Annotated in this window: 20 protein-coding genes; 6 read left to right on the top strand and 14 right to left on the bottom strand. The window is 74.5% G+C overall.

What is annotated here, in order from left to right:
- Nucleotides 1-34 precede the first annotated feature (34 nt).
- Complete coding sequence (locus tag ACIBCA_RS14725; RefSeq protein WP_396283241.1) at nt 35-298, top strand: hypothetical protein; 264 nt, start codon at nt 35-37, stop codon at nt 296-298.
- Between the two features lie 58 nt (nt 299-356).
- On the opposite strand, the gene ACIBCA_RS14720 is transcribed toward ACIBCA_RS14725, so the two are convergent.
- Both ACIBCA_RS14720 and ACIBCA_RS14715 read right to left on the bottom strand, forming a co-directional pair.
- Nucleotides 357-1214 (bottom strand): isocitrate lyase/phosphoenolpyruvate mutase family protein, encoded by an 858-nt coding sequence (locus ACIBCA_RS14720; protein WP_396283240.1) that lies wholly within the window; start codon nt 1212-1214, stop codon nt 357-359.
- 11 nt (nt 1215-1225) lie between these two features.
- The gene (locus ACIBCA_RS14715) at nt 1226-1693 is read right to left on the bottom strand and encodes a carboxymuconolactone decarboxylase family protein (RefSeq protein WP_396283239.1); all 468 of its coding nucleotides are present in this window, start codon (nt 1691-1693) and stop codon (nt 1226-1228) included.
- Between the two features lie 175 nt (nt 1694-1868).
- Here ACIBCA_RS14715 and ACIBCA_RS14710 point away from each other — a divergent pair, with 175 nt between their 5' ends.
- The 3 genes from ACIBCA_RS14710 (at nt 1869) to ACIBCA_RS14700 (ending at nt 5235) form a co-directional block, all read left to right on the top strand.
- On the top strand, nt 1869-2630 hold the full coding sequence (locus ACIBCA_RS14710; RefSeq protein ID WP_396283238.1) for an NRDE family protein: 762 nt from the start codon (nt 1869-1871) through the stop codon (nt 2628-2630).
- 147 nt (nt 2631-2777) lie between these two features.
- Complete coding sequence (locus ACIBCA_RS14705; RefSeq protein ID WP_396283237.1) at nt 2778-3695, top strand: undecaprenyl-diphosphate phosphatase; 918 nt, start codon at nt 2778-2780, stop codon at nt 3693-3695.
- A gap of 106 nt (nt 3696-3801) precedes the next feature.
- The gene (locus ACIBCA_RS14700) at nt 3802-5235 is read left to right on the top strand and encodes a PLP-dependent aminotransferase family protein (protein ID WP_396283236.1); all 1434 of its coding nucleotides are present in this window, start codon (nt 3802-3804) and stop codon (nt 5233-5235) included.
- 1 nt (nt 5236) lies between these two features.
- Here ACIBCA_RS14700 and ACIBCA_RS14695 read toward each other — a convergent pair whose 3' ends face one another.
- The 9 genes from ACIBCA_RS14695 to ACIBCA_RS14655 all read right to left on the bottom strand — a co-directional run bounded on the left by ACIBCA_RS14695 (nt 5237) and on the right by ACIBCA_RS14655 (nt 15853).
- Nucleotides 5237-5440: a DUF6126 family protein gene (locus ACIBCA_RS14695; protein WP_396283235.1), complete on the bottom strand. Its 204-nt coding sequence runs from the start codon at nt 5438-5440 to the stop codon at nt 5237-5239.
- 102 nt (nt 5441-5542) lie between these two features.
- Complete coding sequence (locus ACIBCA_RS14690) at nt 5543-6169, bottom strand: helix-turn-helix domain-containing protein (protein WP_396283234.1); 627 nt, start codon at nt 6167-6169, stop codon at nt 5543-5545.
- A 66-nt stretch (nt 6170-6235) separates the two neighbouring features.
- Entirely contained in the window at nt 6236-7948 is a 1713-nt protein-coding gene (locus tag ACIBCA_RS14685; RefSeq protein ID WP_396283278.1) for a pyruvate dehydrogenase, read from the bottom strand.
- Nucleotides 7949-8066: 118 nt separating this feature from the next.
- Nucleotides 8067-10472, bottom strand: a complete 2406-nt coding sequence (locus ACIBCA_RS14680) for a glycoside hydrolase family 65 protein (RefSeq protein ID WP_396283233.1) — start codon at nt 10470-10472, stop codon at nt 8067-8069.
- Complete coding sequence (locus tag ACIBCA_RS14675; protein ID WP_396283232.1) at nt 10469-11230, bottom strand: HAD family hydrolase; 762 nt, start codon at nt 11228-11230, stop codon at nt 10469-10471. The genes ACIBCA_RS14680 and ACIBCA_RS14675 overlap by 4 nt, the downstream gene beginning before the upstream one ends.
- 87 nt (nt 11231-11317) lie before the next feature.
- The gene (locus ACIBCA_RS14670; RefSeq protein WP_396283231.1) at nt 11318-12118 is read right to left on the bottom strand and encodes a VOC family protein; all 801 of its coding nucleotides are present in this window, start codon (nt 12116-12118) and stop codon (nt 11318-11320) included.
- A gap of 181 nt (nt 12119-12299) precedes the next feature.
- The gene (locus ACIBCA_RS14665) at nt 12300-12749 is read right to left on the bottom strand and encodes an SRPBCC domain-containing protein (protein WP_396283230.1); all 450 of its coding nucleotides are present in this window, start codon (nt 12747-12749) and stop codon (nt 12300-12302) included.
- Nucleotides 12750-12846: 97 nt separating this feature from the next.
- Nucleotides 12847-14604, bottom strand: coding sequence for an LCP family protein (locus tag ACIBCA_RS14660; RefSeq protein WP_396283229.1), 1758 nt, complete (start codon nt 14602-14604; stop codon nt 12847-12849).
- A gap of 262 nt (nt 14605-14866) precedes the next feature.
- Complete coding sequence (locus ACIBCA_RS14655) at nt 14867-15853, bottom strand: LuxR C-terminal-related transcriptional regulator (protein ID WP_396283228.1); 987 nt, start codon at nt 15851-15853, stop codon at nt 14867-14869.
- A 200-nt stretch (nt 15854-16053) separates the two neighbouring features.
- Between ACIBCA_RS14655 and ACIBCA_RS14650 the strand changes: the two genes are divergently transcribed.
- Both ACIBCA_RS14650 and ACIBCA_RS14645 read left to right on the top strand, forming a co-directional pair.
- Complete coding sequence (locus ACIBCA_RS14650; protein WP_396283227.1) at nt 16054-17004, top strand: hypothetical protein; 951 nt, start codon at nt 16054-16056, stop codon at nt 17002-17004.
- On the top strand, nt 16938-17624 hold the full coding sequence (locus tag ACIBCA_RS14645; RefSeq protein ID WP_396283226.1) for a VOC family protein: 687 nt from the start codon (nt 16938-16940) through the stop codon (nt 17622-17624). The genes ACIBCA_RS14650 and ACIBCA_RS14645 overlap by 67 nt, the downstream gene beginning before the upstream one ends.
- A gap of 93 nt (nt 17625-17717) precedes the next feature.
- Here the strand turns inward: ACIBCA_RS14645 and ACIBCA_RS14640 are convergent, their stop codons facing one another.
- From ACIBCA_RS14640 to ACIBCA_RS14630, 3 genes are all read right to left on the bottom strand, one after another.
- Entirely contained in the window at nt 17718-20159 is a 2442-nt protein-coding gene (locus ACIBCA_RS14640; protein WP_396283225.1) for an AAA family ATPase, read from the bottom strand.
- 68 nt (nt 20160-20227) lie between these two features.
- Entirely contained in the window at nt 20228-21088 is an 861-nt protein-coding gene (locus tag ACIBCA_RS14635; protein ID WP_396283224.1) for an ABC transporter permease, read from the bottom strand.
- A complete protein-coding gene (locus ACIBCA_RS14630) occupies nt 21085-22191 on the bottom strand; it encodes an ABC transporter ATP-binding protein (protein WP_396283223.1) in 1107 nt (368 codons plus the stop codon). Before ACIBCA_RS14630 ends, ACIBCA_RS14635 begins: the two co-directional genes overlap by 4 nt.
- Nucleotides 22192-22240: the final 49 nt, after the last annotated feature.

The following is a 22240-nucleotide window of genomic DNA, read 5'->3' as shown; positions in this document are numbered from 1 at the left end:
TTACCTGAGGGCCGCCCGGGTCGTTCGGCAGGGCATGAAGAAACTCGCCACCCTCGCCGCCCTCACCATGGCGGGCCTCGCGCTCGCCGCCCCGGCCGCCTCCGCCACCGGCCAGACCGCCTCCTCGCCCGACGCCACCGGCGGCCTCACCGACGGCCTGAACGCCTCCCCCGCCGACCTCGCCCTCCAGACGGTCGGCAAGCTCCAGCTCCCGGTGGCCAGCAACACCGCCAACGAGGTGGAGGCCGTCGGCACCAACCAGATGAGCCACCCCGGCCTCAGCGGGCAGATCGGCTGACACGCGGGACGGGCGGCCTGCCGACCCCCGTACGGCCGGCCGCCCGAGTCTCATGTCGTCAGTGCTGTTGTTGCTGCTGTTGTTGTTGCTGCTGTTGCTGCTGCGACAGGCCGTTCAGCTCGGGGTAGGTGAGCCCGCCCTCCAGGGCCGCGTACGTGCCCTCGCCGTACAGCTCCTCGGCGGCGCGGCGCACGGCCGCGTACGCGACCTCGGCCAGGCCCGGGCCGAGGCTGATCCGGGCTACGCCGAGCTTCGCCAGCTCCGCGACGGACGGGAAGCCCGGGCCGGCCAGCACGTTCAGCGGGGCGGGCACGGCCTCCACCAGGGCGGCGATGGTCGCCGGGTCGGAGACGCCGGGGACGAACACGCCGTCCGCGCCCGCCTCGACGTACGCCCGCAGGCGGCGCACCGTCTCCTCCAGGCGGCCCTCGGGGGCGCCGATCCCGCGCAGGAACACGTCGGTGCGCCCGTTGACGAACGCCGGGACGCCGGCCGCGTCGGCCGCCGCCCGGGCCGCCGCGATGCGTTCGGCGGCCTGCTCGGGCGGGTGGGCGGCGTCCTCCAGGTTGAGGCCGACGGCGCCGGTGGCGAGCAGCGCGGTGACGGTCTCGCCGACCCCGGCGGGGGTGTCCGCGTAGCCGCTCTCGATGTCGGCGGTGACGGGCAGGGCCACCGAGCGGACCACCTGGGCGGTGCGGGCCAGCACCTGGTCGCGGTCGGCGCCGCCGCCGTCCGGGCTGCCGAGGGACCAGGAGACGCTGGCGCTGGCCGTGGCCACCGCCCTGGCGCCCGCGGCGACCACCAGACGGGCGCTCGCCGCGTCCCACACGTTCGCGAGGACCAGGGGGTCGCCGGGGCGGTGCAGCTCGCGGAGGAGGCGGGCCTGCTGCTGCTGAGTGTTCTGCCGAGTCGTCATCTGTGCGCCGCTCACTTCGCTGCCGGGCTCATGCGGGTGGAGACGCCGATGCGGTTCCACGCGTTGATGGTGGCGATCAGGGCGATCAGCCGGGCCAGCTCGGCCTCCTCGAACTGCGCGGCCGCCTCCTCGTACACGGCGTCCGGAACGTGCCCCTGGGTGAGCAGGGTGACGGACTCGGTGAGGGCCAGGGCGGCGCGCTCGCGGGCGGTGAACCAGGGGGTCTCGCGCCAGGCGGGGAGGGAGACCAGGCGGTGGTCCTGCTCGCCGTTCTCGCGGGCCTCGGCGGCGTGCATGTCGATGCAGAAGGCGCAGCCGTTGATCATCGAGGCGTGCACCCTGACCAGCTCGGCGAGGACCGGGTCCAGGCCCGCCCGGGAGGCCCGGTCGGTGGCGATCATCGCCTGGTAGAAGTCTGGGGCATGGCGGTGCAGTTCCAGACGCTGCGCGGGCGCGGGGACGGTCTCGTTGGTCGTCATGGTGATCAGCTTAGGAAGCGGGCGGCCCGGAGTTCTGGTGCATTCGGCGACGGTTTCCCTGGGCCACTTCGGCCATTTCGGCCACTCCGCCTCCCCTTCCGGTACGGGAACGCACGTGCGAGGATCGCGGGGAGGGCGAGACCGAGGGGGCCCAAGGGTCGTGTGTACGGCGTTCGTGAGCATAGAACCGGAGTCCGCGGCGCCGGTGCTGCTGCTCTCCGTCCGGGACGAGTACCTCGGGCGCGCCTGGCGGCCGCCCGGCCCGCACTGGCCCGGACGGCCCGGGCTGGTCGGCGGGCTGGACCTCGCCGCCGGCGGCACCTGGCTGGCCGTCGACCCCGCCACCCGCACCGCCGCCTGCCTGCTCAACGGCTTCGGGCCGCTCGCCCCCGCCGAGGCCCGGCTCTCCCGGGGCGAACTGCCGCTCACCGCCGTCGAGCACGGCGGGATCGGGCACCTCGACCTCGCCCCGTACGACCCGTTCCACCTCGTGGTCGTCCGGCCGGACGGCGCCCGCGTCACCAGCTGGGGCGGCTCCGGGCGGGCACAGGAGCGCGAACTGCCCGTCGGGCTCAGCGTGGTGCTCAACGACGGCCTGGAGGGGCGGGCCGCCAACCGGACCACCTCCGAGCGGGTGCGCGCCCTGATGGCCGCCCGCGCCGAGCACTTCCGGGCCCGGCTCACCGCCACCGCGCGCCCGCGGCCCGGCCCCGGCGGGCCGGCGCGGGAGGCGTGGGGCGCCTGGCTGCCGATCGTCACGGGCGACGGGCTGGCGCTGGACGCGGACGCGGCGCTGGTGCAGCGGCGGGACTTCGGGGACGGGCGGATCTGGGGCTCCTCCTCGATCTCGCTGCTCGCGCTCGGGCCGGACCTGCTGCGGTACGACTTCGCGGCGGCGCCTGGCGCGGACGCGTGGCAGCGGGTGGCCCTGGGGTAGCGCCTCGGCGCCTCGCCCCCTCGATGTCCCGGGGTCGTACGGTCGATGAATTTCTGGCGACGGACTTGCCGAGCGTCTACAGGTCCGTAGTAGCTTCGCGGGGGCCCCCGGATTCGGCGGGCGCAGATTCCCGAGCGAAGGTGTGAGATGTCCACCCTGACCTACCCGGAAGCGATAGGCGTCGGCCTGCTGCAGGGCGTGACGGAGCTCTTCCCGGTCTCCAGCCTGGGCCACAGCATCCTGCTCCCCGCCCTGGTGGGCGGGAAGCTCGGGCAGGACCTGGACATGACGGCCGAGGGCTCCTCCTACCTGGCCGCCCTGGTCGCCCTCCACCTGGCCACCGCGCTCGCGCTGGTGGTGTTCTTCCGGCGGGACTGGGTGCGGGTGGTCAGCGGGCTCGTCTCCTCGATCCGCCACCGCCGGATCCAGACCCGCGACGAGAAGCTCACCTGGCTGCTGATCATCTCCACCATCCCGGTCGGCGTCGCGGGCCTCGTCCTGGAGAAGGCCCTGCGCCACGCCCTCGGCAAGCCCGTCCCCGCCGCCGTCTTCCTCGCCCTCAACGGGCTGGTCCTCCTCGGCGCCGAACGCCTCAAGCGCGGCGGCAACGGCCGCCGCCGGGCCGGCCACGCGGCCCCCGTCGACGAGCCCGGGGTGGACCCGGCGATCGCCTCCGACATGCGGCTGACCAAGCTCAGCTTCGTCCAGGGCACCTGGATCGGCGCCGCCCAGATCCTCGCCCTCTTCCCGGGCATCTCCCGCTCCGGCGTCACCATGAGCGCCGGCATCCTGCGCGGCCTCCACCACGAGGACGCCGCCCGCTTCTCCTTCCTCCTCGCCACCCCGGTCATCCTGGCCGCCTCGGTCCTCAAGGTCCCCGAACTCTTCAAGCCCGAGAACTCCTCCGTCCTCGGCCCCGTCGCCGCCGGAAGCGTCGCCGCCTTCGTCGCCGGCTACATCTCCGTCCGCTTCCTCACCAAGTACTTCGAGACCCGCAGCCTCACCCCCTTCGCGGTCTACTGCTTCCTCGCGGGCCTCGGCAGCGCCGTCTACCTCTCCGTCTGAGCCCGCCTCCCCCACCGCCTCCCCACCGCCTCCCCACCGCCTCCCCACCAGCGCCCGGACCGCCCGACGGTCCGGGCGCTGCCGCGTCGTCGGGGAGAATGGGTGGGTGACCGGGACCTGGACGACGTTCGGCGGCGATCTGCATCTGGACCTCACCGAGCGGCGGGCCGGTGGGGTGGGGTTGAGGGCGGCGCTGGAGGACGCGCTGCGGGAGGCGGTGCAGGACGGGCGGCTGGCGCCCGGGACGCGGCTGCCGTCCTCGCGGGCCCTGGGGGAGGACCTGGGGATCGCGCGCAACACCGTGGTGGAGGCGTACGGGCAGTTGACCGCCGAGGGGTGGCTGAGCTCGCGGCAGGGGTCGGGGACCGTCGTCGCGGAGCGCTCCGTGCCGTGCGAGGTGGTGAGGCGCACCGCCGTCCCGCCGGGGCCGCAGCGGCGCAGCGTGCGCCACGACCTGATGTCCGGGCGGCCGGACCTGTCGACGTTCCCCCGCACCGCCTGGCTGGCCGCCGCCCGGCGGGCGCTGGCCACCGCGCCGCACGAGGCGTTCGGCTACGGCAGCCCGCTGGGCCGGATCGAGCTGCGGGAGGCGCTCACCCGCTACCTGGCCCGCGTCCGGGGCGTGCGCACCGACCCGGACCACCTGCTGATCTGCACCGGTGTCTCCCAGGGCTTCGGCCTGCTCTGCGCGGCGCTGCGCGAGCGCGGCACCCGGACGCTGGCGGTGGAGGCGTACGGGCTGCCGCCCCAGCACGCCGCGGCCCGGGCGGCCGGGCTGGCGGTGCACCCGCTGCCGGTGGACTGCGACGGCGCCCGGGTGGAGGGCCTGCACGAGACCCGCGGGGCCGTCCTGCTCACCCCGGCCCACCAGTACCCGACGGGCGCCGCGCTGTCCGCCGAGCGCCGGGCGGCGGCGGTGCGGTGGGCGCGCGAGCGGGACGGGTACATCGTCGAGGACGACTACGACGGGGAGTTCCGCTTCGACCGGCAGCCGCTGGGCGCGATGCAGGCGCTGGACCCGGAGCGGGTGGTGTACGCGGGCACGGCCGCCAAGAGCCTGGCGCCGGGCCTGCGGCTGGCCTGGCTGGCGCTGCCGGACGAACTCCTGGAGCCGGTGGCCCGGTTGAAGATTCGGGCCGACACGATGTCCCCCGTGCTGGACCAGCTGACGCTGGCCGAGCTGATCACCTCCGGGACGTACGACCGGCACGTGCGACGCTGCCGCCTGCACTACCGGCGGCGCCGCGACCGGCTGGTCGCGGCGCTGGCCGAGCACGCCCCGCACGTACGGGTGACCGGGATCGCCGCCGGGCTGCACGTGGTGATCCGGCTGCCCGCCGGCTCGGTGACGGAGGCCGAGCTGACGGCCCGCGCCGAGGCGGCGGGGCTGGGACTCTCGGGCCTCGACTGGCACCGGGCCGGCGGGGAGCCGGAGCCGGAGCCGGGCCTGGTGATCGGGTACGCGACCCCGCCGGAGCACGCCTTCCCGGCGGCCCTGGGGGCGCTGTGCGAGCTGCTCCGGTCGACCCGGGGCGGGTGAACTACCGGTTGCGGCTGCCCAGTTCGAACAGCAGCATGATGAAGCCGGCGAAGACGTGGATGCCCGCGGTGTAGATCACCAGGCGGATGTAGACGCGCTTGTTGGCCCACTTGCCGGCGTCCATGGTCTTCGGACCGGCGGGGGTGTCGGGGTTGAGGGCAGCGGCGGTGGTGGCGGTGGTGACGGTGGTGGTGGGATCGGCCATCGTGATCTCCTCCGAGGGGTTCTGACGATGCTTCGGTTCGATGCGTCGGTTCGATGCGTCGGTTCGATGCGTCGGTTCGATGCGTCGGTTCGATGCGTCGGCTCAGTGGCCGGCGGAGGGTCCGCCGCCCAGGCAGAGCTCGCCGCCGGGGCTCTGCAGCAGGGTGTGGATGAAGAGCAGCTCGACGCCGTCCTCCGACTCGGCGGCGAGGCAGTGCGGCGTGAGCGAGTCGTAGTGGGCGGAGTCGCCCGGGCCGAGGCGGTGGACGCGCTCGCCGAGGGTCACCCGCAGCGCGCCCTGCAGGACGTACAGCCACTCCTCGCCGGGGTGCACCCGGACCACCGCGTCCTGGACGCCCGGCGGCACGTGCACGTGGAGCGACTGCATGGCCCGCCCGGGGGCGCCGGCCCTGCGGTAGCCCCAGCCGCCCGCGCGGCCGGGCTCGACGGCGGCGCCGCGCACGATCGGGTCCGGCTCGGCCATGGTCTCGCCGAGCAGTCCGGAGACGGAGGTGCCGTAGGCGCGGGCCAGGCCCAGCAGGACGGGCAGGGAGGGCTGGCGCCGTCCGGTCTCCAGCCGGGACAGATAGGCTGGGGAGAGCCCGACCCGGGCCGCCGCGACCTCCAGGGTCAGGCGGCTCCCGAGCCGGTGCTCGCGCAGCCGGGCCGCGAGGCCGGCGACCTCCTGGTCGTCGTTCGGGCCGTCTGCGCCTGTGGGGCTGGTGGTCATGTGACCAGTGGACACCCGTCCTGCCTGGCGGGCAAGAAAATTGCCTCAGGGGCAAACCCGGTTTCGTTACGGCCAGGGAATGTTGCGCAGGTTGCTGCGCGCCAGGTCGACCATCCGCCCGACCCCTCCGGAGAGCACCGTCCGGCCCGCCGCCAGTGCGAAGCCCTTGAGCTGGGCGGCGGTGATCCTCGGCGGGATGGAGAGCGCGTTGGGGTCGGTCACCACGTCCACCAGCGCGGGCCCCGGCCGCTCCAGCGCCTCCGCCAGCACCTCCCGCACCCGGGCCGGCTCGGTGACCCGCTTGGCCGGGATGCCCATCGCCCGGGCGATGCCCGCGTAGTCCACGTCCCCGTTGTCGATCTCGGACTCCGGGTACCCGGAGACCAGCATCTCCAGCTTGATCATGCCGAGCGCGCCGTTGTTGAACACCACCGTCTTCACCGGCAGCCGGTACTTCACCACGGTGAGCAGTTCGCCGAGCAGCATCCCGATCCCGCCGTCGCCCGCCATGGCGACCACCTGCCGCCCCGGGCAGGCGAGTTGGGCGCCGATGGCGTGCGGGAGGGCGTTGGCCATCGAGCCGTGGAGGAAGGAGCCGATCACCCGGCGGCGGCCGTTGGGCGTCAGGTAGCGGGCGGCCCAGACGTTGTTCATGCCGGTGTCGACGGTGAACACCGCATCCTCGGCGGCGGCTTCGTCCAGCACCGAGGCGACGTACTCGGGGTGGATCGGCAGGTGCTTGTCGATGCCCTTGGTGTACGCGCCGACGACGTCCTCCAGCGCCCTGCAGTGCTTGCGCAGCATGCCGTCCAGGAAGGCGCGGTCCTTCCGTTCGTCCAGCAGCGGCAGGACGGCCCGCAGGGTGGCCGCCACGTCCCCGTGCACGGCCAGCTCCAGGGCGGTGCGCCGGCCCAGCCTGGTCGCGTCGTGGTCGACCTGGACGGTGCGGGCCTGCGGCAGGAAGGAGTCGTACGGGAAGTCGGTGCCGAGCATGACCAGCAGGTCGGCCTCGTGCAGCGCCTCGTGGCAAGCGCCGTAGCCGAGCAGGCCGCTCATGCCGACGTCGTACGGGTTGTCGAACTGGATCCACTCCTTGCCGCGCAGCGAGTGCCCGACCGGCGCGGCCAGGACCCGGGCCAGCTCCATCACCTCGGTGTGGGCGCCGCGCACCCCGGCGCCGCAGAAGAGGGCGACCCTGCGGGCGCCGTTCAGCAGCCGGGCCAGCTCCTGCACCTGGGACCAGGGCGGGGCGGCCACCGCCTGCTCGGTGAGGAAGTGGCTCGATCCCGTCGGTCCGGCGGCGGGCAGCGCGGCGACGTCCCCGGGGAAGGCGAGCACCGAGACGCCGTGCGAGCCCAGCGCGTGCTGGATGGCGACCCGCAGCAGCCGGGGCAGCTGGGCGGGGGCGGAGAGCATCTCGCACCAGGAGCTGCAGTCGGTGAACACCCGCTCGGGGTGGGTCTCCTGGAAGAAGCCGGTACCGATCTGGCCAGAGGGGATGTGCGAGGCCAGGGCGAGGACGGGCAGTCCACTGCGCTGGGCGTCGTACAGGCCCTGGATCAGGTGGGTGTTGCCGGGGCCGCAGGAGCCGGCGCACACCGCCAGCCGCCCGCTCAGCTCGGCCTCGGCGGCGGCCGCGAAGGCGCCGGCCTCCTCGTTGCGCACGTGCACCCAGCTGATGCCCTCGGCGCGGCGGATCGCGTCGACGACCGGGTTGAGGCTGTCGCCGACCACGCCGTAGACCCGCTCCACCCCGGCCTGCCGCAGGATCTCCACCATCTGTTCGGCCACGCTCGCCACGGGGGTTCTCCTTCGCCCGGCACCGGTTGCCACAGGATGTGACCACCCTCCGGCGCCCGGGCCCGCCCCGCACCCGGGACGGACCCGAACAGGTGGCCTACTCGGCGGCCAGGTGGTCCTGCTGGCCGAGCTTGCCCGCCGCCAGGCCCGCCAGCGGCTGGCGGCGGGCGGGCTCGCGCCCGGGCGGCTGGGCGCAGCGCTCCTGGGCGGGCGGGGCCGTGGTGGGCAGGGTGACCGGCTCACCCGCCTTGACCTGCACCATCTCCCCGTCGTGCCGCAGGTGGATCACCTCGCCCCGGCGCAGGGTGTACGTGGTTCCCTCGTGGCCGATCCGCACGCCCAGCAGCTGCCCGCGCACCATCAGCGAGAAGCCGAGCCCGGTCAGCCCGGCCGGCAGCCGGGGCCGGAAGGACAGCGTGTCGCTGTGGTCGCGCAGCCCGCCGAAGCCGGCGACCAGGGCGATGCAGGCCCCGGCGAGCGAGGCCATGTGGAGGCCGTCGCGGGTGTTGCCGCCGAGGTCGTGCAGGTCCATCAGGGCGGCTTCGGCGGTGTAGTCGTACGCGAGGTCCAGCTGGCCGACCTCGGCGGCGATCACCGCCTGGGTGCAGGCGGAGAGCGAGGAGTCCCGGACGGTCAGGCGCTCGTAGTAGGCGAAGTTGCGGGCCTTCTGCTCGTCGGTGAAGGCGTCGCCGCGCACCTGCATGGCGAGCACCAGGTCGGCCTGCTTGACGACCTGCTTGCGGTACAGGTCGAAGTACGGGTAGTGCAGCAGCAGCGGGTACTTCTCGGGCGGGGTGCCCTCGAAGTCCCAGACCTGGTGGTGGGTGAAGCCGTCGGCCTGCGGGTGCACGCCGAGGTCGGCGTCGTAGGGCAGGTACATCGCGGCGGCCGCGTCGCGCCAGGCGGCGGTCTCCTCGGTGTCGACGCCGAGGGCGGCGGCCGCGTCGGGGTGGCGCACGGCCGCGTCGGCGGCGGCACGCAGGTTCGTCTGCGCCATGAGGTTGGTGTAGACGTTGTTGTCGGCGACGGCGCTGTACTCGTCGGGGCCGGTGACGCCCTCGATGCGGAAGTTGCCGGCGGTGTCGTGGTGGCCGATCGAGCGCCACATCCTGGCGGTCTCGACGAGGAGTTCGAGGCCGTACTCGCGCTCGAACTCCACGTCCCCGGTGGCCCGGACGTAGCGGACCACGGCGGCGGCGATGTCGGCGCCGATGTGGAAGGCGGCGGTGCCGGCCGGCCAGTACCCGGAGCACTCCTCGCCCCGGATCGTCCGCCAGGGGAACACCGCGCCGGCCAGGCCGAGCTGGGCGGCCCGCTCGCGGGCCAGCGGCAGGGTGGTGTGCCGCCAGCGCAGGGCCTGGTTGACGGCGCCCGGCAGGCAGTAGGTGAGCACCGGCAGGACGAAGGTCTCGGTGTCCCAGAAGCTGTGGCCGTCGTAGCCCGGGCCGGTCAACCCCTTGGCGGGGATGGCGCGTTCCTCGCTGCGGGCGCCCGCCTGGAGGACGTGGAAGACGGCGAACCGGACGGCCTGCTGGAGTTCGACGTCGCCCTCGATCTCGATGTCGCTGGTCTCCCAGAACTCCTTGAGGAAGTCCGTCTGTTCGGCGACCAGGCCCTCCCAGCCCGTGTACCGCGCGGCGGTCAGCGCGGCCTCGACCTGGTCCCGGACGGCGGGCAGCGAGCGGGCGCCGGACCAGCCGTACGCCGTGAACTTGACCAGCCGCAGCTTCTGTCCGGGCGGGAGCACGGTGGTGACGGAGATCCGGCAGTGGTCGGTCTCGGCCTCGGCGACGACGTCGTACCGCTCCGGGCCCTCGATGACGTGGTCCATCCCGGCGGCGACCCGGATGCCGCTGTAGCGGGTGCGGTGCACCAGCACCGCCTTCGCCCCGCTCGCGTGGTGCGCCTCGGCCTGCAGCGGGGCCTCCAGCACGGCGGCGGCCCGAGGGTCCCCCTCCGGGCCGCCGGGCAGCTGCTCGTTGGCCACCAGCTCGGACTGCAGCACGATGCGCGCCGGGGCGTCCACCGCCTCCACGGTGTACTCGACGGCGGCGACGGCGCGCTGGGTGAGCGAGACCAGGCGGGTGGAGCGCACCCGGATCGTCCGCCCGGCCGGGGAGGTCCACTCGGCCTCGCGGTGGAGCAGTCCCTCGCGGAAGTCCAACCAGCGCCTGTGGCTGACGAGTTCGCCGTAGCGCAGGTCGAAGGGCTCGTCGTCGACCAGCAGCCGGATGATCTTGCCGTTGGTGACGTTGATGATGCTCTGGCTGGACTCCGGGTACCCGTAGCCGCCCTCGCCGTACGGCAGCGGGCGCAGCTCGAAGACGCCGTTGAGGTAGGTGCCGGGCAGGCCGTGCGGCTCGCCCTCGTCGAGGTTGGCGCGCAGGCCCACGTGCCCGTTGGAGAGCGCGAACAGGGACTCGGAGCGGGCCAGGGCGTTGAGGTCCAGGCCGTGTTCGGTGATCTGCCAGGGGTCGATGGTGAAGTTGTCGGACGGGCTCATGCTTCGTCTCCCCGCTTTTCGTCGACCAGGAGTTCGGCCAGGTCGTCGACGACCACCGTGGCGCCGTCGCGGCGCAGTTCGGCGGCCTGGCCGGTGCGGTTCACCCCGACCACCGCGCCGAAGCCACCCGCCCGGCCGGAGGCGACGCCCGCCAGCGCGTCCTCGAAGACGGCGGCGTGCGCGGGCTCCACGCCGAGCGCGCGGGCCGCGTACAGATAGGTGTCCGGCGCGGGCTTGCCGGGCAAGTGCTCGCGGGCGGAGACCAGGCCGTCCACGATCACCTCGAACAGCTCCTCGATGCCCGCCGAGCGCAGTACGTCCCGGCAGTTGGCGCTGGAGGAGACCACCGCGGCCGGCAGGCCCAGCGCGCGCAGCCGGTGCACGTAGGCGACGGAGCCCTCGTACGGCTGCACGCCCTGGTCGTGGATGAGCTTGAGCACGGTGTCGTTCTTGGCGCGGCTGATGCCCTGCACCGTACGGGAGTTGGGCGGATCCTCCGGGGTGCCCTCGGGCAGGTCGATGCCCCGGCTGCGCAGGAAGGCCCGGGTGCCGTCCAGGCGCGGGCGGCCGTCCACGTACACGTCGTAGTCGGTGACGGCGTCGAAGGGGACGAACTGCCCGCCGGTGCGGGCGGCTTCGGCGCGCAGGAAGGCGTCGAAGGTGTCCTTCCAGGCCGCGGCGTGCACCTTCGCGGTCTGGGTGAGCACCCCGTCGAGGTCGAAGAGGAAAGCGCGGATGTCGTCCGGTAGCCCCAGCATGGGTGCAGTCTTACCCGGGGAGCGCGGCGAAGCCGCCCATTCCCGGCGGCGCGTCGCGGGAAGGGCGGCTTCCGGTCACCGCCGGGCTCAGGCGGAGTCGGGCAGCTGCGCCTCGGGGGCCTGGATGACGGCGAACACGGCGCCCTGCGGGTCCCGGACGACGGCCATCCGGCCGGACTGCATGTCGAAGGGCGGCTGGACGACCGAGCCGCCCGCCTTGACCAGGGCGTCCACGGTGGAGTCGGTGTCGTCCACCGAGAAGTACGTCATCCAGTGCGAGGGCGTGCCGCCGCCCAGGTACCCGGGGACGGACTGGAGGCCGCCCACCGTGCGGTCGCCGACGTTGAGGGAGAAGTAGCCGTCCATGCCCTGGATGGTGGCCGGGCGCAGGCCGAGCGCCTGGTGGCAGAAGCGGCCGGAGACGTCGGTGTCGGTGGTGTTCAGCTCGTTCCACACCAGCGCGCCCGGCTCGTTGACGACGCCCGCGCCGATGAAGTCCATGGCCTGCCAGGCGCCGAACACCGCACCGGTCGGGTCGGCGGCGACCAGCATCCGGCCGATCGTGCCGACGTCCATCGGCTCGTACAGGACGGTGCCCCCGGCGCCGGTGATCGCCGAGGAGGTCGCGTCGGCGTCGTCCGAGGCCAGGTACGTCGTCCAGCCGACGGGCGGCAACGGCTGCCCCTCGGGCGCGGACCGCGCCATGATCCCGGCGACCGGGCGGCCGTTCAGCGTGCACACGGCGTAGCCGCCGAACTCGGCCGGGCCGACCTCGCCCTGCCAGCCGAACAGGTCGCGGTAGAAGTCGAGCGCGGCCTGCTGGTCGCTCGCCATCAGGTCGATCCAGCAGGGGGTGCCGGGCTGGTACGGATCGGTGACTACGGGCATTGCGGGGCCTCCCGGAGGCGGTGGTGGCCGGCTGTGGCGGGGTCGGGCGGGCCGCGGGCCGGGCCCCGGCCCGCACACCCGTCGCGCGGACGGCGGTACACCGCCCACCATCGGCCCGCCGCCGCGATCCCGCCACCGGACGGCGCCCTGGCGGGCGAAGGGGGGCGCCGGAGGACACGCCCTACGCGGGGTCGTGGCGGCGGGTGGTGACGAAGTACGGCTGCTTCTCGCCGCTCTGCGCGTAGTCCTTGAGGCGCACCACCAGCTCCGCCCAGGTGCCCGCCACCGCCGGGATGCCGTGCTCGCCGCCCGGCTGCCAGCCGCCGTGGCGCAGCAGCAGGACCGTGCGCTCGGGGGCGCCGGGCTGCTCGGCGAGGTCCCAGCTGATCCAGGTGCCCGCCCACTGCGGCGGGAAGACGCCCGCGTTGGACCACACCACCTTGTCGGTGTCGGCCCGCTGGACGCGCAGCCGGTACGGCTCCGGGGCGCCCGGGAGGGTGAGGAGCAGCACGTCGCCGTCGCGGTCCACGGCGTCCGTCCACCAGCCGGTCAGGCCGTCGTGGGTGGTGAGCGCGGCGAGGACGACGGAGCGCTGGGCGGCGATGTCGAGCTGCAGGGCGATCTCGGGCATGGGCCCGCCTTTCGGTGCCGTGGTGGCCCCCTCCGTCAGGGCCACCATGGCACGGACCCCGGGGGCACGCGCCCCGGGGCCCTCACCTCCCCACGGCTCAGCCGCCGCTGCCGTACGAGGTGTTGGCGCAGATGTCGTCGTCGGCCGAGCGGACGTCGTTGGTGACGGTGGTCGGCAGCGGCTGCGGGGCGCCGCCGGGGGCTCCCGGGGCGGGGGTGCCCGCGCCGCCGGTGGCGCCCGCCAGGCCGCTGGCGGCGGCGAAGTCCTGGCCGACGATGACGTTCACGCCGCGCCCGCCGCCGGCGCTGACCGTGGCGCCCGGGAACAGCGCGGCGACCTTGTCGGCGTTGGCCTTCTGCCCGGAGCCGTACTCGACCACGGTGGTCTTGTACTTGGTGTTGGGCCCCTGCCCGGCCGTCGTGGCGGTGAACTTGGCGCCCTTGAGCAGTTCGGTCGCCTTGCCGGCCAGGCCGTTGGTGCTCGTGCCGTTGTAGACCGCGACCTTGATCGAGGCGTTGGCGGCGTCCCCCGCCGGGGCGGCCGGGGTGGTGGGCTGCTGGGGCGCCGAGGTGGCGGGGGCGTCGGGCTGCTGGCCGGTGGCGTTCTGGCCGTCGACGGTCTGGTCGGCCTTGAGGGTCTCCCAGAGCTTGTCCACGTCGGGGTGGACCAGGTCGAGGTCCTTGTCCTCGGTGCGGAAGCGCCAGGGCGCCGTCACGAACTTCAGCTCGTGCATGTCGATGTTGCGCAGCGACATGCCGAAGGAGATCAGCTTGTCCGCGGAGTCCAGGCCGGGGTCGACGATCAGCGACTTGGTGGCGGCGTCGGCCAGCGGCAGGAGGGTGGTGGGGCTGAGCCCCTCCTTCTTGACCTTGCTGGCGAAGGAGCTGAGGAACGCCTGCTGGCGCTTCATCCGGCCGATGTCGGAGCCGTCGCCGATGCCGTGGCGCAGCCGGACGTAGTCCAGCGCCTGCTGGCCCTGGACGGTCTGCTTGCCCTGCGGCAGGACCATCGCGCCCTTCTTGGGCAGCTTGGGGTTGATGTCCCCCTCGTAGATCGCCTTCGGCAGGCAGATGTCCACGCCGTTCACGGCCTTGGTCATCGAGGCGAAGCCGCTGAAGTCCACCACGATGGTGTGGTCGACCCGGATGCCGGTGACCTTCTCGACGGTGTTCTGGGTGCAGGCCGGGTTGCCGTCGTCGCTGCCGCCCATCGCGAAGGCCGAGTTGAAGAGCTCGACGCCGCCGCCCTTGGTCCACTTGCCGTTGGGCAGTTTGCAGGACGGGATCGGGACCTTCGCGTTGCGCGGGATCGAGATGCCCACGGCGTGCTTGTGGTCGGCGTAGACGTGCAGCAGGATCGTGGTGTCCGAGCGGGCGCCGCCGTCCTCGCCGCCGCCGAGGTCGGCGTTGTTCTTGCCGCGGCTGTCGGAGCCGATCAGCAGGATGTTGACCGGCCTGTTGCCGTCCGCGTCGGCCTTGGCCTCCGGCGGGCGGTCGGTGGCTATCGCGTCGGCGTCGAAGGACTTGATGTTGGCGTTGAGCTTGAAGTAGATCGCTCCGCCCGCGCCCGCGATCAGCACCAGCACGCCGGCCGCCGACCAGGCGACGATCTTCTTCACGTTCTTCTTGGGCTTGCCGCCACGGCGGGCCGCCGCGCGTCCGGCGGCCCGGCCGCCGTCCTTGTCGCCGTCCGTCGCGCCGCCGCTGCGGTCGCCGCCCTTGCCCTGGGCGGCCCTGCGGGCCTCGGCGCGACCGCCGGTGCGCGGTGGCGGCACGGCTCCGTCGCCCCCGGTCGAGACCGCGCCGGAGGAGGCGTCCTCGCCCTGGGTCGGGCCTTCGCCCCACTCACCTGACATGCGCGTACCTTTCACCGACGGAAGCGACGCCCCGGACGATCTGGCGCACCGCACACTTGGATGACGACCCGACCACCGCCCCGGGTTGCACGGACGGTCGCCGGGACGAACCGACGAGCGTGACTTCCGATCATATTTAGGGCCACTGCGGTCACGAACCTCCGGTGTACCGACAACCCCTGCGGACGGCTCCGAGCACCCCGGCAGAACAGTCGAAAACGGTCGATTCCGGCGTGACCCACACCACTTGGGCCCCGCCCCCTCAGAGCCAGCCGCGCCGGCCCGCCAGCAGACCCGCCTCGAACCGGCTGCGGGCGCCCAGGCGGTCCATGAGGTCCGCCATCATCCGGCGGGCCGTCCGCAGCGACAGGCCCAGCCGCTTGCTCGCCATCTCGTCCGTGAACCCCTGGCCGAGCAGCCGCAGCAACTCCTGCTCCTGCCCGGTCAGCCCCTGCTCGTCGCGCCGCGGCGGGGCGCCGAACGGCTTCGCGTCCGCCCAGGTCTGCTCGAACAGCGACACCAGGGCCGTGATCACCCCCGGGGCGCTGAGCAGGATCGCGCCCCGGCGGGTGTCCGCCGGGTCCATCGGCACGAACGCCCGCTTCCGGTCGAAGACCAGCATCCGCAGCGGCAGCGCGGGCACCGAGCGGATCTGGCAGCCCAGCCCCGTCAGCCACTCGGCGTGCCGCACCAGCGGGCGGTACTTGCGGGCGGCGTCCAGGTAGATCGTGCGCATCGCCACGCCCCTGGTCAGCAGGTCCTCGTTGCCCGCGCGGCTCGCCTCCAAGGAGGTCGGAGGCCGGACACCGTCCGGGGCGAAGGTGAGCAGCTCCTCGCGGACGCCGCTGATCACCTGGTCCATCCTGGCGTGCACCGTCGCGATGCCCACCAGGCGCTCCAGGTCGGCGCTCTCGTCCGCCGACTCGTCCCGGTACTCGGCCAGCAGATCCGTGATCGCGGCCTGGCGCCGCTCGAACTCCTCCACACTGCGCTGCTGCGCCGACTCGATGTGCCGCAGCAGCGCGGGCAGCCCCACCCTGGGATCCACCGGCCGCAGGCCCCCGGGCGCCTCCCCCGCCAGGCCGTCCGACGGGATCAGCAGCCGCAGGCCCTCCAGTCGGTCGAGCGCGGCGCGCACCCGCGCCTCGGACAGGCCCAGCGCGACGGCGATGTCGGGGGCACCGATCCGGTGCTCCGCCAGCATCAGCCGGTAGACGTCCTGCGCCGCACCGTCGATCTCGGGCACCATCGGCCCACCCCTTCGCGTCCTCGTCCCCGTTCCCGGCCTGACGCCGGGCGAGTCGGCGGCTCGATCATGCCAGCCGTGGCACCAAGCTGCCAGCGCGATCTTCCTGCCGTCCGGAAACCCTTCCGGCGGCCCGGGCCCTGCAGCAGACTTCCGGGCGTCGGACACGTCGGACACGCAGAACGCGCACGTCAGGAGGCGAAGTGCTGCCGGACACCGAGCCCATCCTGCTGGACTTCTTCGGCCTTGAGATCGGCCTCACGAGCGGTCTCACGAGCGGCCTCGAACCCGGCCTCGAAAGCGGACTCGAAGCCGGCCTCGAAACCGGTCTCACCGGGGTCGAGCGCGAGGAGATCGCCTTCCGGTTCGGGCCGCACCTTCGTGGGGGCGGCGGCGGCTCCGCGCGGCTGCTCGTGGAGATCCGCCGGGGCGGCGCCGAACCGGACTACCTCGTACGGCGCGCGGACGGCACCCCCCTGCTGCGGCGGGCCTTCCGCGACTGGGGCAACCTGCCCCCGGCCGTACCGCCCTTCGCCGCCCTCCGGGACCGGTACTGCCTGACGCCCGCCGTGGTGCTGGCCCGGCACGGCCGGTCCGTGGCGCTGCTCGGCGGGCCGTACGGGGAGCAGGCCAACGTGGCGGCGGCGCTCGCGCGGCGCGGCTGGGCGTTCGTCTCCGGGCAACTGCTCGTCCTCGACCGCCGCACCGGCCACCCGCTGCCCTACCTCGCCCCGCTGGAAGCCCGCGGAGCCGCGGCCGCCTGGCTGCGCGGGGCCGGACTGCCCGAAGGCGCCTGGCGCACCGTCGAGCCGCCGGGGGGCGGCGCCGAGGTGCTCCAGGTACGGCCCGAGAGCCTCGGCCCCGTCGTCCCCCTCCACGCCCGACCGGGACCGCCCACCCTGGTGCGGCTCTGCCGCGCCGCCGAGGACGACGTCCGGCTCACCCCCGGCGACTACACCACCCGCCTCTGGCCCGCCGACGCCACCGCCGCCCTCACCGGGGCACCCGCCCTCCGCCTCCACCTGCCCGACGTGGGCTGGGCCGAGGAGGCGGCCGGGCTGATCGACCACGCCATGACGGAGGAACCGTGCCCCGACGTACCCGCAGCCCCCACGGCACGCCGTGCTGGGTTGACTGCATCACTCCCGACCTGAGCGGCAGCCGGGCGTTCTACTCCGCGCTGCTGGACTGGGAGTTCGTCACCGAATCACCCGGCTACGACCTCGCCGTCCTGCGCGGCCGGGCCGTCTGCGGCTTCGGCGCGGCCCCGGCCGGCCTGCCGCCCCACGCCGCGTGGAACATCTACCTGGCGACGGACGACGCCGACCTCACCTGCGAACGCGTGTGGCACCAGGGCGGGCGGGTCGTGATGCCGCCGGTGCCCGCCGGGGGCGGCAGCCGGCTCTTCCTGGCCATCGACGCGGTCGGGGCCACCGTCGGCTTCTGGGAGGGCGAGCGGGCGGTGGGGGGCATGCTCGTCGACGAGCCCGGTGCCCTGTGCGGGCACGAGCTGCGGACGCAGGCGGCGGGGTGCGCGGAGGCGTTCTACGGGGAGCTGTTCGGCGGCGGGGGCGGCGGCGTCCCGGTGGTCGAGAGCGACCAGGGCCGACCGCAGTGGCTCCCCCGCTTCGGCGCCACCGACCCGGAGGCCGCCACCCGCCGGGCCGTCGCCCTGGGCGCCCAGGTCCTCCGGCCCGCCCGCGAGGAACCCGCCGTCCTGCGGGACCCGTGGGGCGCCGAGTTCGGCCTCACGGCGGCCCCGGCGGCTGGGTAGGGCGGGCGCCGCCGCCTCACCCCGCACAGCCCGGAGCCGGATCCCCGGCCTCCGCCCGGCGGCGGCCCGTACCTGCCCCGGCGGGTGCGCCTCTCACAAGCCCTCGACGGCCGCCGCCAGTTCGGGGCGGCCCTTGATGCCCAGCCGGCGGTAGATCCGGCCGAGGTGGGTGTCCACCGTGCGCTTGCTGAGGAAGAGGCGCTCGGCCACCTCCAGGTTGCTCAGCCCTTGCAGGACCAGGTCGACGACCCGGCGTTCGCTCGGGGAGAGCCGGGCCTGCCGCCTGGGGCCGCCCGCCGGGGACGCCGGAGCGGCTTCCAGGACGTGGGCGGCGGCATGGTCGCCGAGGGCGCGGCTGGCCCGGACCGCGTGCGAACGCCAGGGCACGCAGGCGGGGTTGGTCACGCCGTGGGCGGCCAGCAGGGCGCCGCAGGACCGGAACAGTCGCAGCGCCTCCCGGTGGTCACCGTGGTGGGCGGCGAGCAGCCCTCGCGTCTCCAGGGCCACCGCCCGCAGCAACGGGTGTGCCTCGACCGGGAGTTCGGCGACGGCCGGGTCGCCCGGCCGACCCAGCGCCAGGCGCGACCGCAGCGCCGACGTGCCCGCCGTCGAGGTCAGTTCCTGCGCCCGCAGGGCCGCGCCCAGCTCGGCGGCGCGCTCGGCGTCGGCCAGGGCGTCCTGCGGGCGGGCCCGGTGGTGGGCGAGATCGGCACGGATGAGCAGGGCGAGCGCGAGGTCGCCGCGGCGGTTCCAGCGCTCGGCCGAGCGCACGGCCCGCCCGACCCAGGCGATCGCCTCCTCCGGAGCCCCCGTCCAGGCGAGTCCCAGGGCCGCCCCGAGCACCTCGACCCCGGCCTCGGCGGGCGAGGTCGCCTCCAGACAGCGCCGCGCGAACCGTACGGCCGTACGGGAGGAACCTGCGGCAGCGGCCGAGGCCGCCAGCGCACCGAACAACGCCGGGGCTCCCGCCCGCCCCGCGCCCGTACGCAACGCGGCGAGCGCGGGCCGCAGGGGCGCGCGTCGACCGGCCAGCACGGCGTGGGCGGCGAGCACGGGCAGGGCGGGCGGGGCGGGCAGGGCAGGCAGGGCCGCCAGGGCTGCTGCCGCTTCCGAGAAGGGGGCCGCCGCGACGCCGAGGGTGAGGAGCGGGGCGGCGAGTGGGGCCAGGAGCAGGGCCCGCTGTGCCGGGTCGGGGATGGTGGCGAGGGTGGTGGCGCAGCGGATGGCGGCGGGGATGTCGCGGTGGAGTTCGATGGTGCCGAGGTGCGCGGTGAGGAGGTGGGCGGTGAGGGGGTGCGCGGTGAGGGGGTGCGCGGTGAGGGGGTGGGCGGGGTCCGGGGGGAGGGTGTCGGCGAGGGCGCGGTGGAGGTAGCGGGCGGCGGTGTCCCAGTGGCCGTCGGTGGCGGCTTCGTGGGCGGCGGCGCGGAGGACGGGGACGGAGCGGTCGGGGTGGGTGGTGCCGGCGGAGAGGAGGTGTTCGGCGGTGCGGGTGGCGGGGGCGCCGAGGCGGGTGAGGAGGGTGGCGGCCCGTTGGTGGAGGGCGAGGAGGGTGGCCGGGTCGGTGTGGGCGAGGACGGCGGCGCGGATGGTGTCGTGGCGGAAGGCGGCGGGTGACCCGGGATGGAGGAGGTCGGTGCGGCGCAGTGCCTCGTGGGCTTCGTCGGTGTGGAGTTCGCCGAGGCCGGTGAGCAGGGCGGCGGTGGCGAGGTCGGCGTCGGGGCCGAGGACGGCGAGGGCGGTGAGGAGGTCGGCGGCGCGGGGGTGGCTGTGGCGCAGCCAGGTGAGGCTGGTGTCGGCGAGGGTGGCGGCGCCGATCCGGTGGACGGCGGCGAGGTCGGGGGCGCCGACGGGGATGCGGGCGGCGCGGAGGCGGGCGGCGAGCTCTTCGAGGACGAGCGGGTTGCCCCGGGTGAGGTCGTGGCAGAGGGCGGCGAGGTCCTGGTCGACGGGGGTGTCGAACTCCTCGGCGAGCAGTTCGGCGACGCAGCCGTCGCAGAGCGGGTCGGGGGTGACGGTTCGGGCCTGGCCGAGGCCGGCGAGTTCGGCGGCGAGCGGGTCGGCGGCCTCGTCGGGGGTGGTGGCGAGGAGGGCGACGGGCAGGCCCTCGATGCGGCGGGCGAGGTAGGAGAGCGACCGGCGGGATTCCTCGTCGGCCAGGTGCAGGTCGTCGACGGCGATCACCACGGGGGTGCGGGTGGCGAGGGATCGGACGGTGCGGAAAAGGTGGTCGAGCACCCGTTCCGGGAATTCCCCGGATTCGGGCGGCTCGACCTCTCGTCGCTTTTCCGGAAAGTGGTCGAGGAGCTGTCGTACCACCGCGTACGGGAATTCCCGCTCGGCGGCGTGGCAGCGCGCCCGCAGCACCACGGCCCCGCCGTCGACGCGGGCCGGTGCGGCGGCGAGCAGGGCGCTCCGGCCGATGCCCCGAGGGCCGCGGACGAGCACGACGGCGGGCCGGCCGGCCCGGATGCCGGCGAGCGCGCGGGCCAGTTCGGTGAGTTCGCGCTCACGGTGCAGCAGCGTTCCGGTCGGCATCCCCGTTACCCCCTCGTCGGCTCGCGCGGCCCACCGTACCCCCTGCTCAGAGCCCCTTCCCACGGGTGTCAGCGCACCCGGGGCCCGCGCCAGCGGAACGTGAGCGCGGTGAGCGCCAGTCCGGCGAGGGTCCAGGCGGCCAGCACCAGCGCGATGTGCCCCTGCTCCCAGTTCCCGGCGGGTTCGACGGCGGTGAAGGTGTCCGGCAGGAACACCGAGCGGAAGCCCTGGGCCATCCACTTGACCGGGAAGAACGCGGCCACCGTCTGCATCCAGGAGGGCAGTTGGCCGAAGGGGAAGAACACCCCGGAGATGAACTGCAGCACCATGAACACCGGGGTGACGATCGCCGCCGCGGACCGGCTGTCGGGGATCAGCGCCGAGTACGCGGCGCCGGCCATCGCGCAGGCGGCGGTGCCGAGCGCGAGGTCCCAGAGGAGGGTGGACCAGCGCTCGGGGGTGCTGGGCAGCGGCAGCCCGAAGGCGAGGAGGGCGAGGCCGATGAGCAGCACCGCCTCGAGTGCGGTGGTGACGGTGACCCGCACCAACTTGCCGATGAAGTAGGCCGACTTGGGCATCGGTGTCATGGCGAGGCGGCGCACGGTGCCGTTGTCCCGCTCGATGGCGATGTTGACGGCCAGGCCGGAGAAGGCGGTGCTCATGACGCCGGCGGCGATGATGCCGGCCATGAAGACCTGCTTGAGGTCGGTGTCGGTGCCGGCGACCTTGCCGGAGAAGATCGAGCCGAAGACGAGGAGCAGGATCACCGGGAACATCAGGGTGAAGACGAGTGACTGCTTGTTGCGGAAGAAGGCCCGGAGTTCGGCCTTCGAGCGGGCGGCGCAGGCGCGCCACATGCCGGGCGCGGGGGCGGCGCGGCGGGGTTCGGTGGCGGTCGGGAGGGCCCGGGGTTCGAGGGTGGTGGTCATCGGTCGGCCGCCTTCCGGCTGATGGTCGGGCTGCTGGTGTCGGTGGCGCGGGCGGCGGCGCGGTCGGTGGCACGGTCGGTGCCGCGGTCGGTGGCGCGGTCGGTGCCGTCGGCGTGTTCCCGGATCAGGTCCAGGTAGACGTCCTCCAAGGTGGGCCGGTGCACCCGCAGTTCGGGCAGTTCGCCGATCCCGGCGGCGTGCGCCCAGGGGGCGAGGACGGCGAGCAGGGCGGTCGGCGCGTGGGTGGCGATCCGCAGCACGCCGTCCTCGCCGACCGGCGCGGCCTCGGCCCCGGGCGGCAGGGCGGGCAGCACGGGCGGATGTGAGCGCATGGACTCGTCGGGGAGCCGGAAGGAGACGGTGGTCGGGGTGCGGTCGCGTCCGCCGAGCTCGGCCAGCGGCCCGTACCGGACGACCCGCCCGGCGACGACGACCGCCGCCCGCTGGGCGAGCGCCTCGGCCTCGTCCAGGTAGTGGGTGGTGAGGACGGTGGTGCGGCCGCGCTGGCAGAACCAGCGCACGAGGTCCCAGGCTTCGCGGCGGGCCACCGGGTCGAGGCCCGTGGTGGGCTCGTCGAGGAAGATCAGCTCCGGGTCGCCGACGATGCCCACGGCGACGTCGAGGCGGCGGGCCTGGCCGCCGGACAGGTCGGCGCTCCGCCTCCGCTCGTGCCTGCCGAGGCCGACCATGTCGATGACCTGGCCGACGGGCAGCGGCCGGGGGTAGAAGGCGGCGAAGTGCTCGACGACCTCGCGCACGGTGAGGTCCGCGTACGCGCCGGTCGTCTGCGGCACCACGCCGATCCGGGCCCGCCAGTCGCGCCGGTCGCGGCCGGGGTCGCAGCCGAGCACCCGGACCTCGCCGGCGGTGCGCTGCCGCACGCCTTCCAGGATCTCGACGGTGGTGGTCTTGCCCGCGCCGTTGGGCCCGAGCAGGGCGAACACCTCCCCGCGGTGGACGTCCAGGTCGAGGCCCTGGACGGCGTGCCGGTCGCCGTAGCTCTTCCGCAGGCCGCGGACCGATACGGCGTACTCCCCGGCTGTGGTGGTCCCGGTGGACCGGTGGTCGACGAAATCGGCCCGTTGCCGCGCGTCCAGAGCCATGTGAATGATTTCCTTCTCTCGGTTGCGGACCGAGTATTGAGCACGCCGA

This window comes from Kitasatospora sp. NPDC051170, assembly GCF_044455705.1.
In the GTDB taxonomy this organism is placed as follows: Bacteria; Actinomycetota; Actinomycetes; order Streptomycetales; family Streptomycetaceae; genus Kitasatospora.
The sequence above is the reverse complement of the archived record's forward strand: the minus strand, read 5'-3'. Positions and strand labels throughout refer to the sequence as shown.

What these genes read in the sequence shown, in the direction of transcription:
- ACIBCA_RS14640 (WP_396283225.1), bottom strand. Translation starts at nt 20,159, where the DNA reads ATGCCGACCGGAACGCTGCTGCACCGTGAGCGCGAACTCACCGAACTG.
- ACIBCA_RS14695 (WP_396283235.1), bottom strand. Translation starts at nt 5,440, where the DNA reads ATGGCCGATCCCACCACCACCGTCACCACCGCCACCACCGCCGCTGCC.
- ACIBCA_RS14660 (WP_396283229.1), bottom strand. Translation starts at nt 14,604, where the DNA reads ATGTCAGGTGAGTGGGGCGAAGGCCCGACCCAGGGCGAGGACGCCTCC.
- ACIBCA_RS14720 (WP_396283240.1), bottom strand. Translation starts at nt 1,214, where the DNA reads ATGACGACTCGGCAGAACACTCAGCAGCAGCAGGCCCGCCTCCTCCGC.
- ACIBCA_RS14690 (WP_396283234.1), bottom strand. Translation starts at nt 6,169, where the DNA reads ATGACCACCAGCCCCACAGGCGCAGACGGCCCGAACGACGACCAGGAG.
- ACIBCA_RS14635 (WP_396283224.1), bottom strand. Translation starts at nt 21,088, where the DNA reads ATGACCACCACCCTCGAACCCCGGGCCCTCCCGACCGCCACCGAACCC.
- ACIBCA_RS14680 (WP_396283233.1), bottom strand. Translation starts at nt 10,472, where the DNA reads ATGAGCCCGTCCGACAACTTCACCATCGACCCCTGGCAGATCACCGAA.
- ACIBCA_RS14705 (WP_396283237.1), top strand. Translation starts at nt 2,778, where the DNA reads ATGTCCACCCTGACCTACCCGGAAGCGATAGGCGTCGGCCTGCTGCAG.
- ACIBCA_RS14725 (WP_396283241.1), top strand. Translation starts at nt 35, where the DNA reads ATGAAGAAACTCGCCACCCTCGCCGCCCTCACCATGGCGGGCCTCGCG.
- ACIBCA_RS14715 (WP_396283239.1), bottom strand. Translation starts at nt 1,693, where the DNA reads ATGACGACCAACGAGACCGTCCCCGCGCCCGCGCAGCGTCTGGAACTG.
- ACIBCA_RS14670 (WP_396283231.1), bottom strand. Translation starts at nt 12,118, where the DNA reads ATGCCCGTAGTCACCGATCCGTACCAGCCCGGCACCCCCTGCTGGATC.
- ACIBCA_RS14675 (WP_396283232.1), bottom strand. Translation starts at nt 11,230, where the DNA reads ATGCTGGGGCTACCGGACGACATCCGCGCTTTCCTCTTCGACCTCGAC.
- ACIBCA_RS14655 (WP_396283228.1), bottom strand. Translation starts at nt 15,853, where the DNA reads ATGGTGCCCGAGATCGACGGTGCGGCGCAGGACGTCTACCGGCTGATG.
- ACIBCA_RS14685 (WP_396283278.1), bottom strand. Translation starts at nt 7,948, where the DNA reads ATGGTGGAGATCCTGCGGCAGGCCGGGGTGGAGCGGGTCTACGGCGTG.
- ACIBCA_RS14665 (WP_396283230.1), bottom strand. Translation starts at nt 12,749, where the DNA reads ATGCCCGAGATCGCCCTGCAGCTCGACATCGCCGCCCAGCGCTCCGTC.
- ACIBCA_RS14630 (WP_396283223.1), bottom strand. Translation starts at nt 22,191, where the DNA reads ATGGCTCTGGACGCGCGGCAACGGGCCGATTTCGTCGACCACCGGTCC.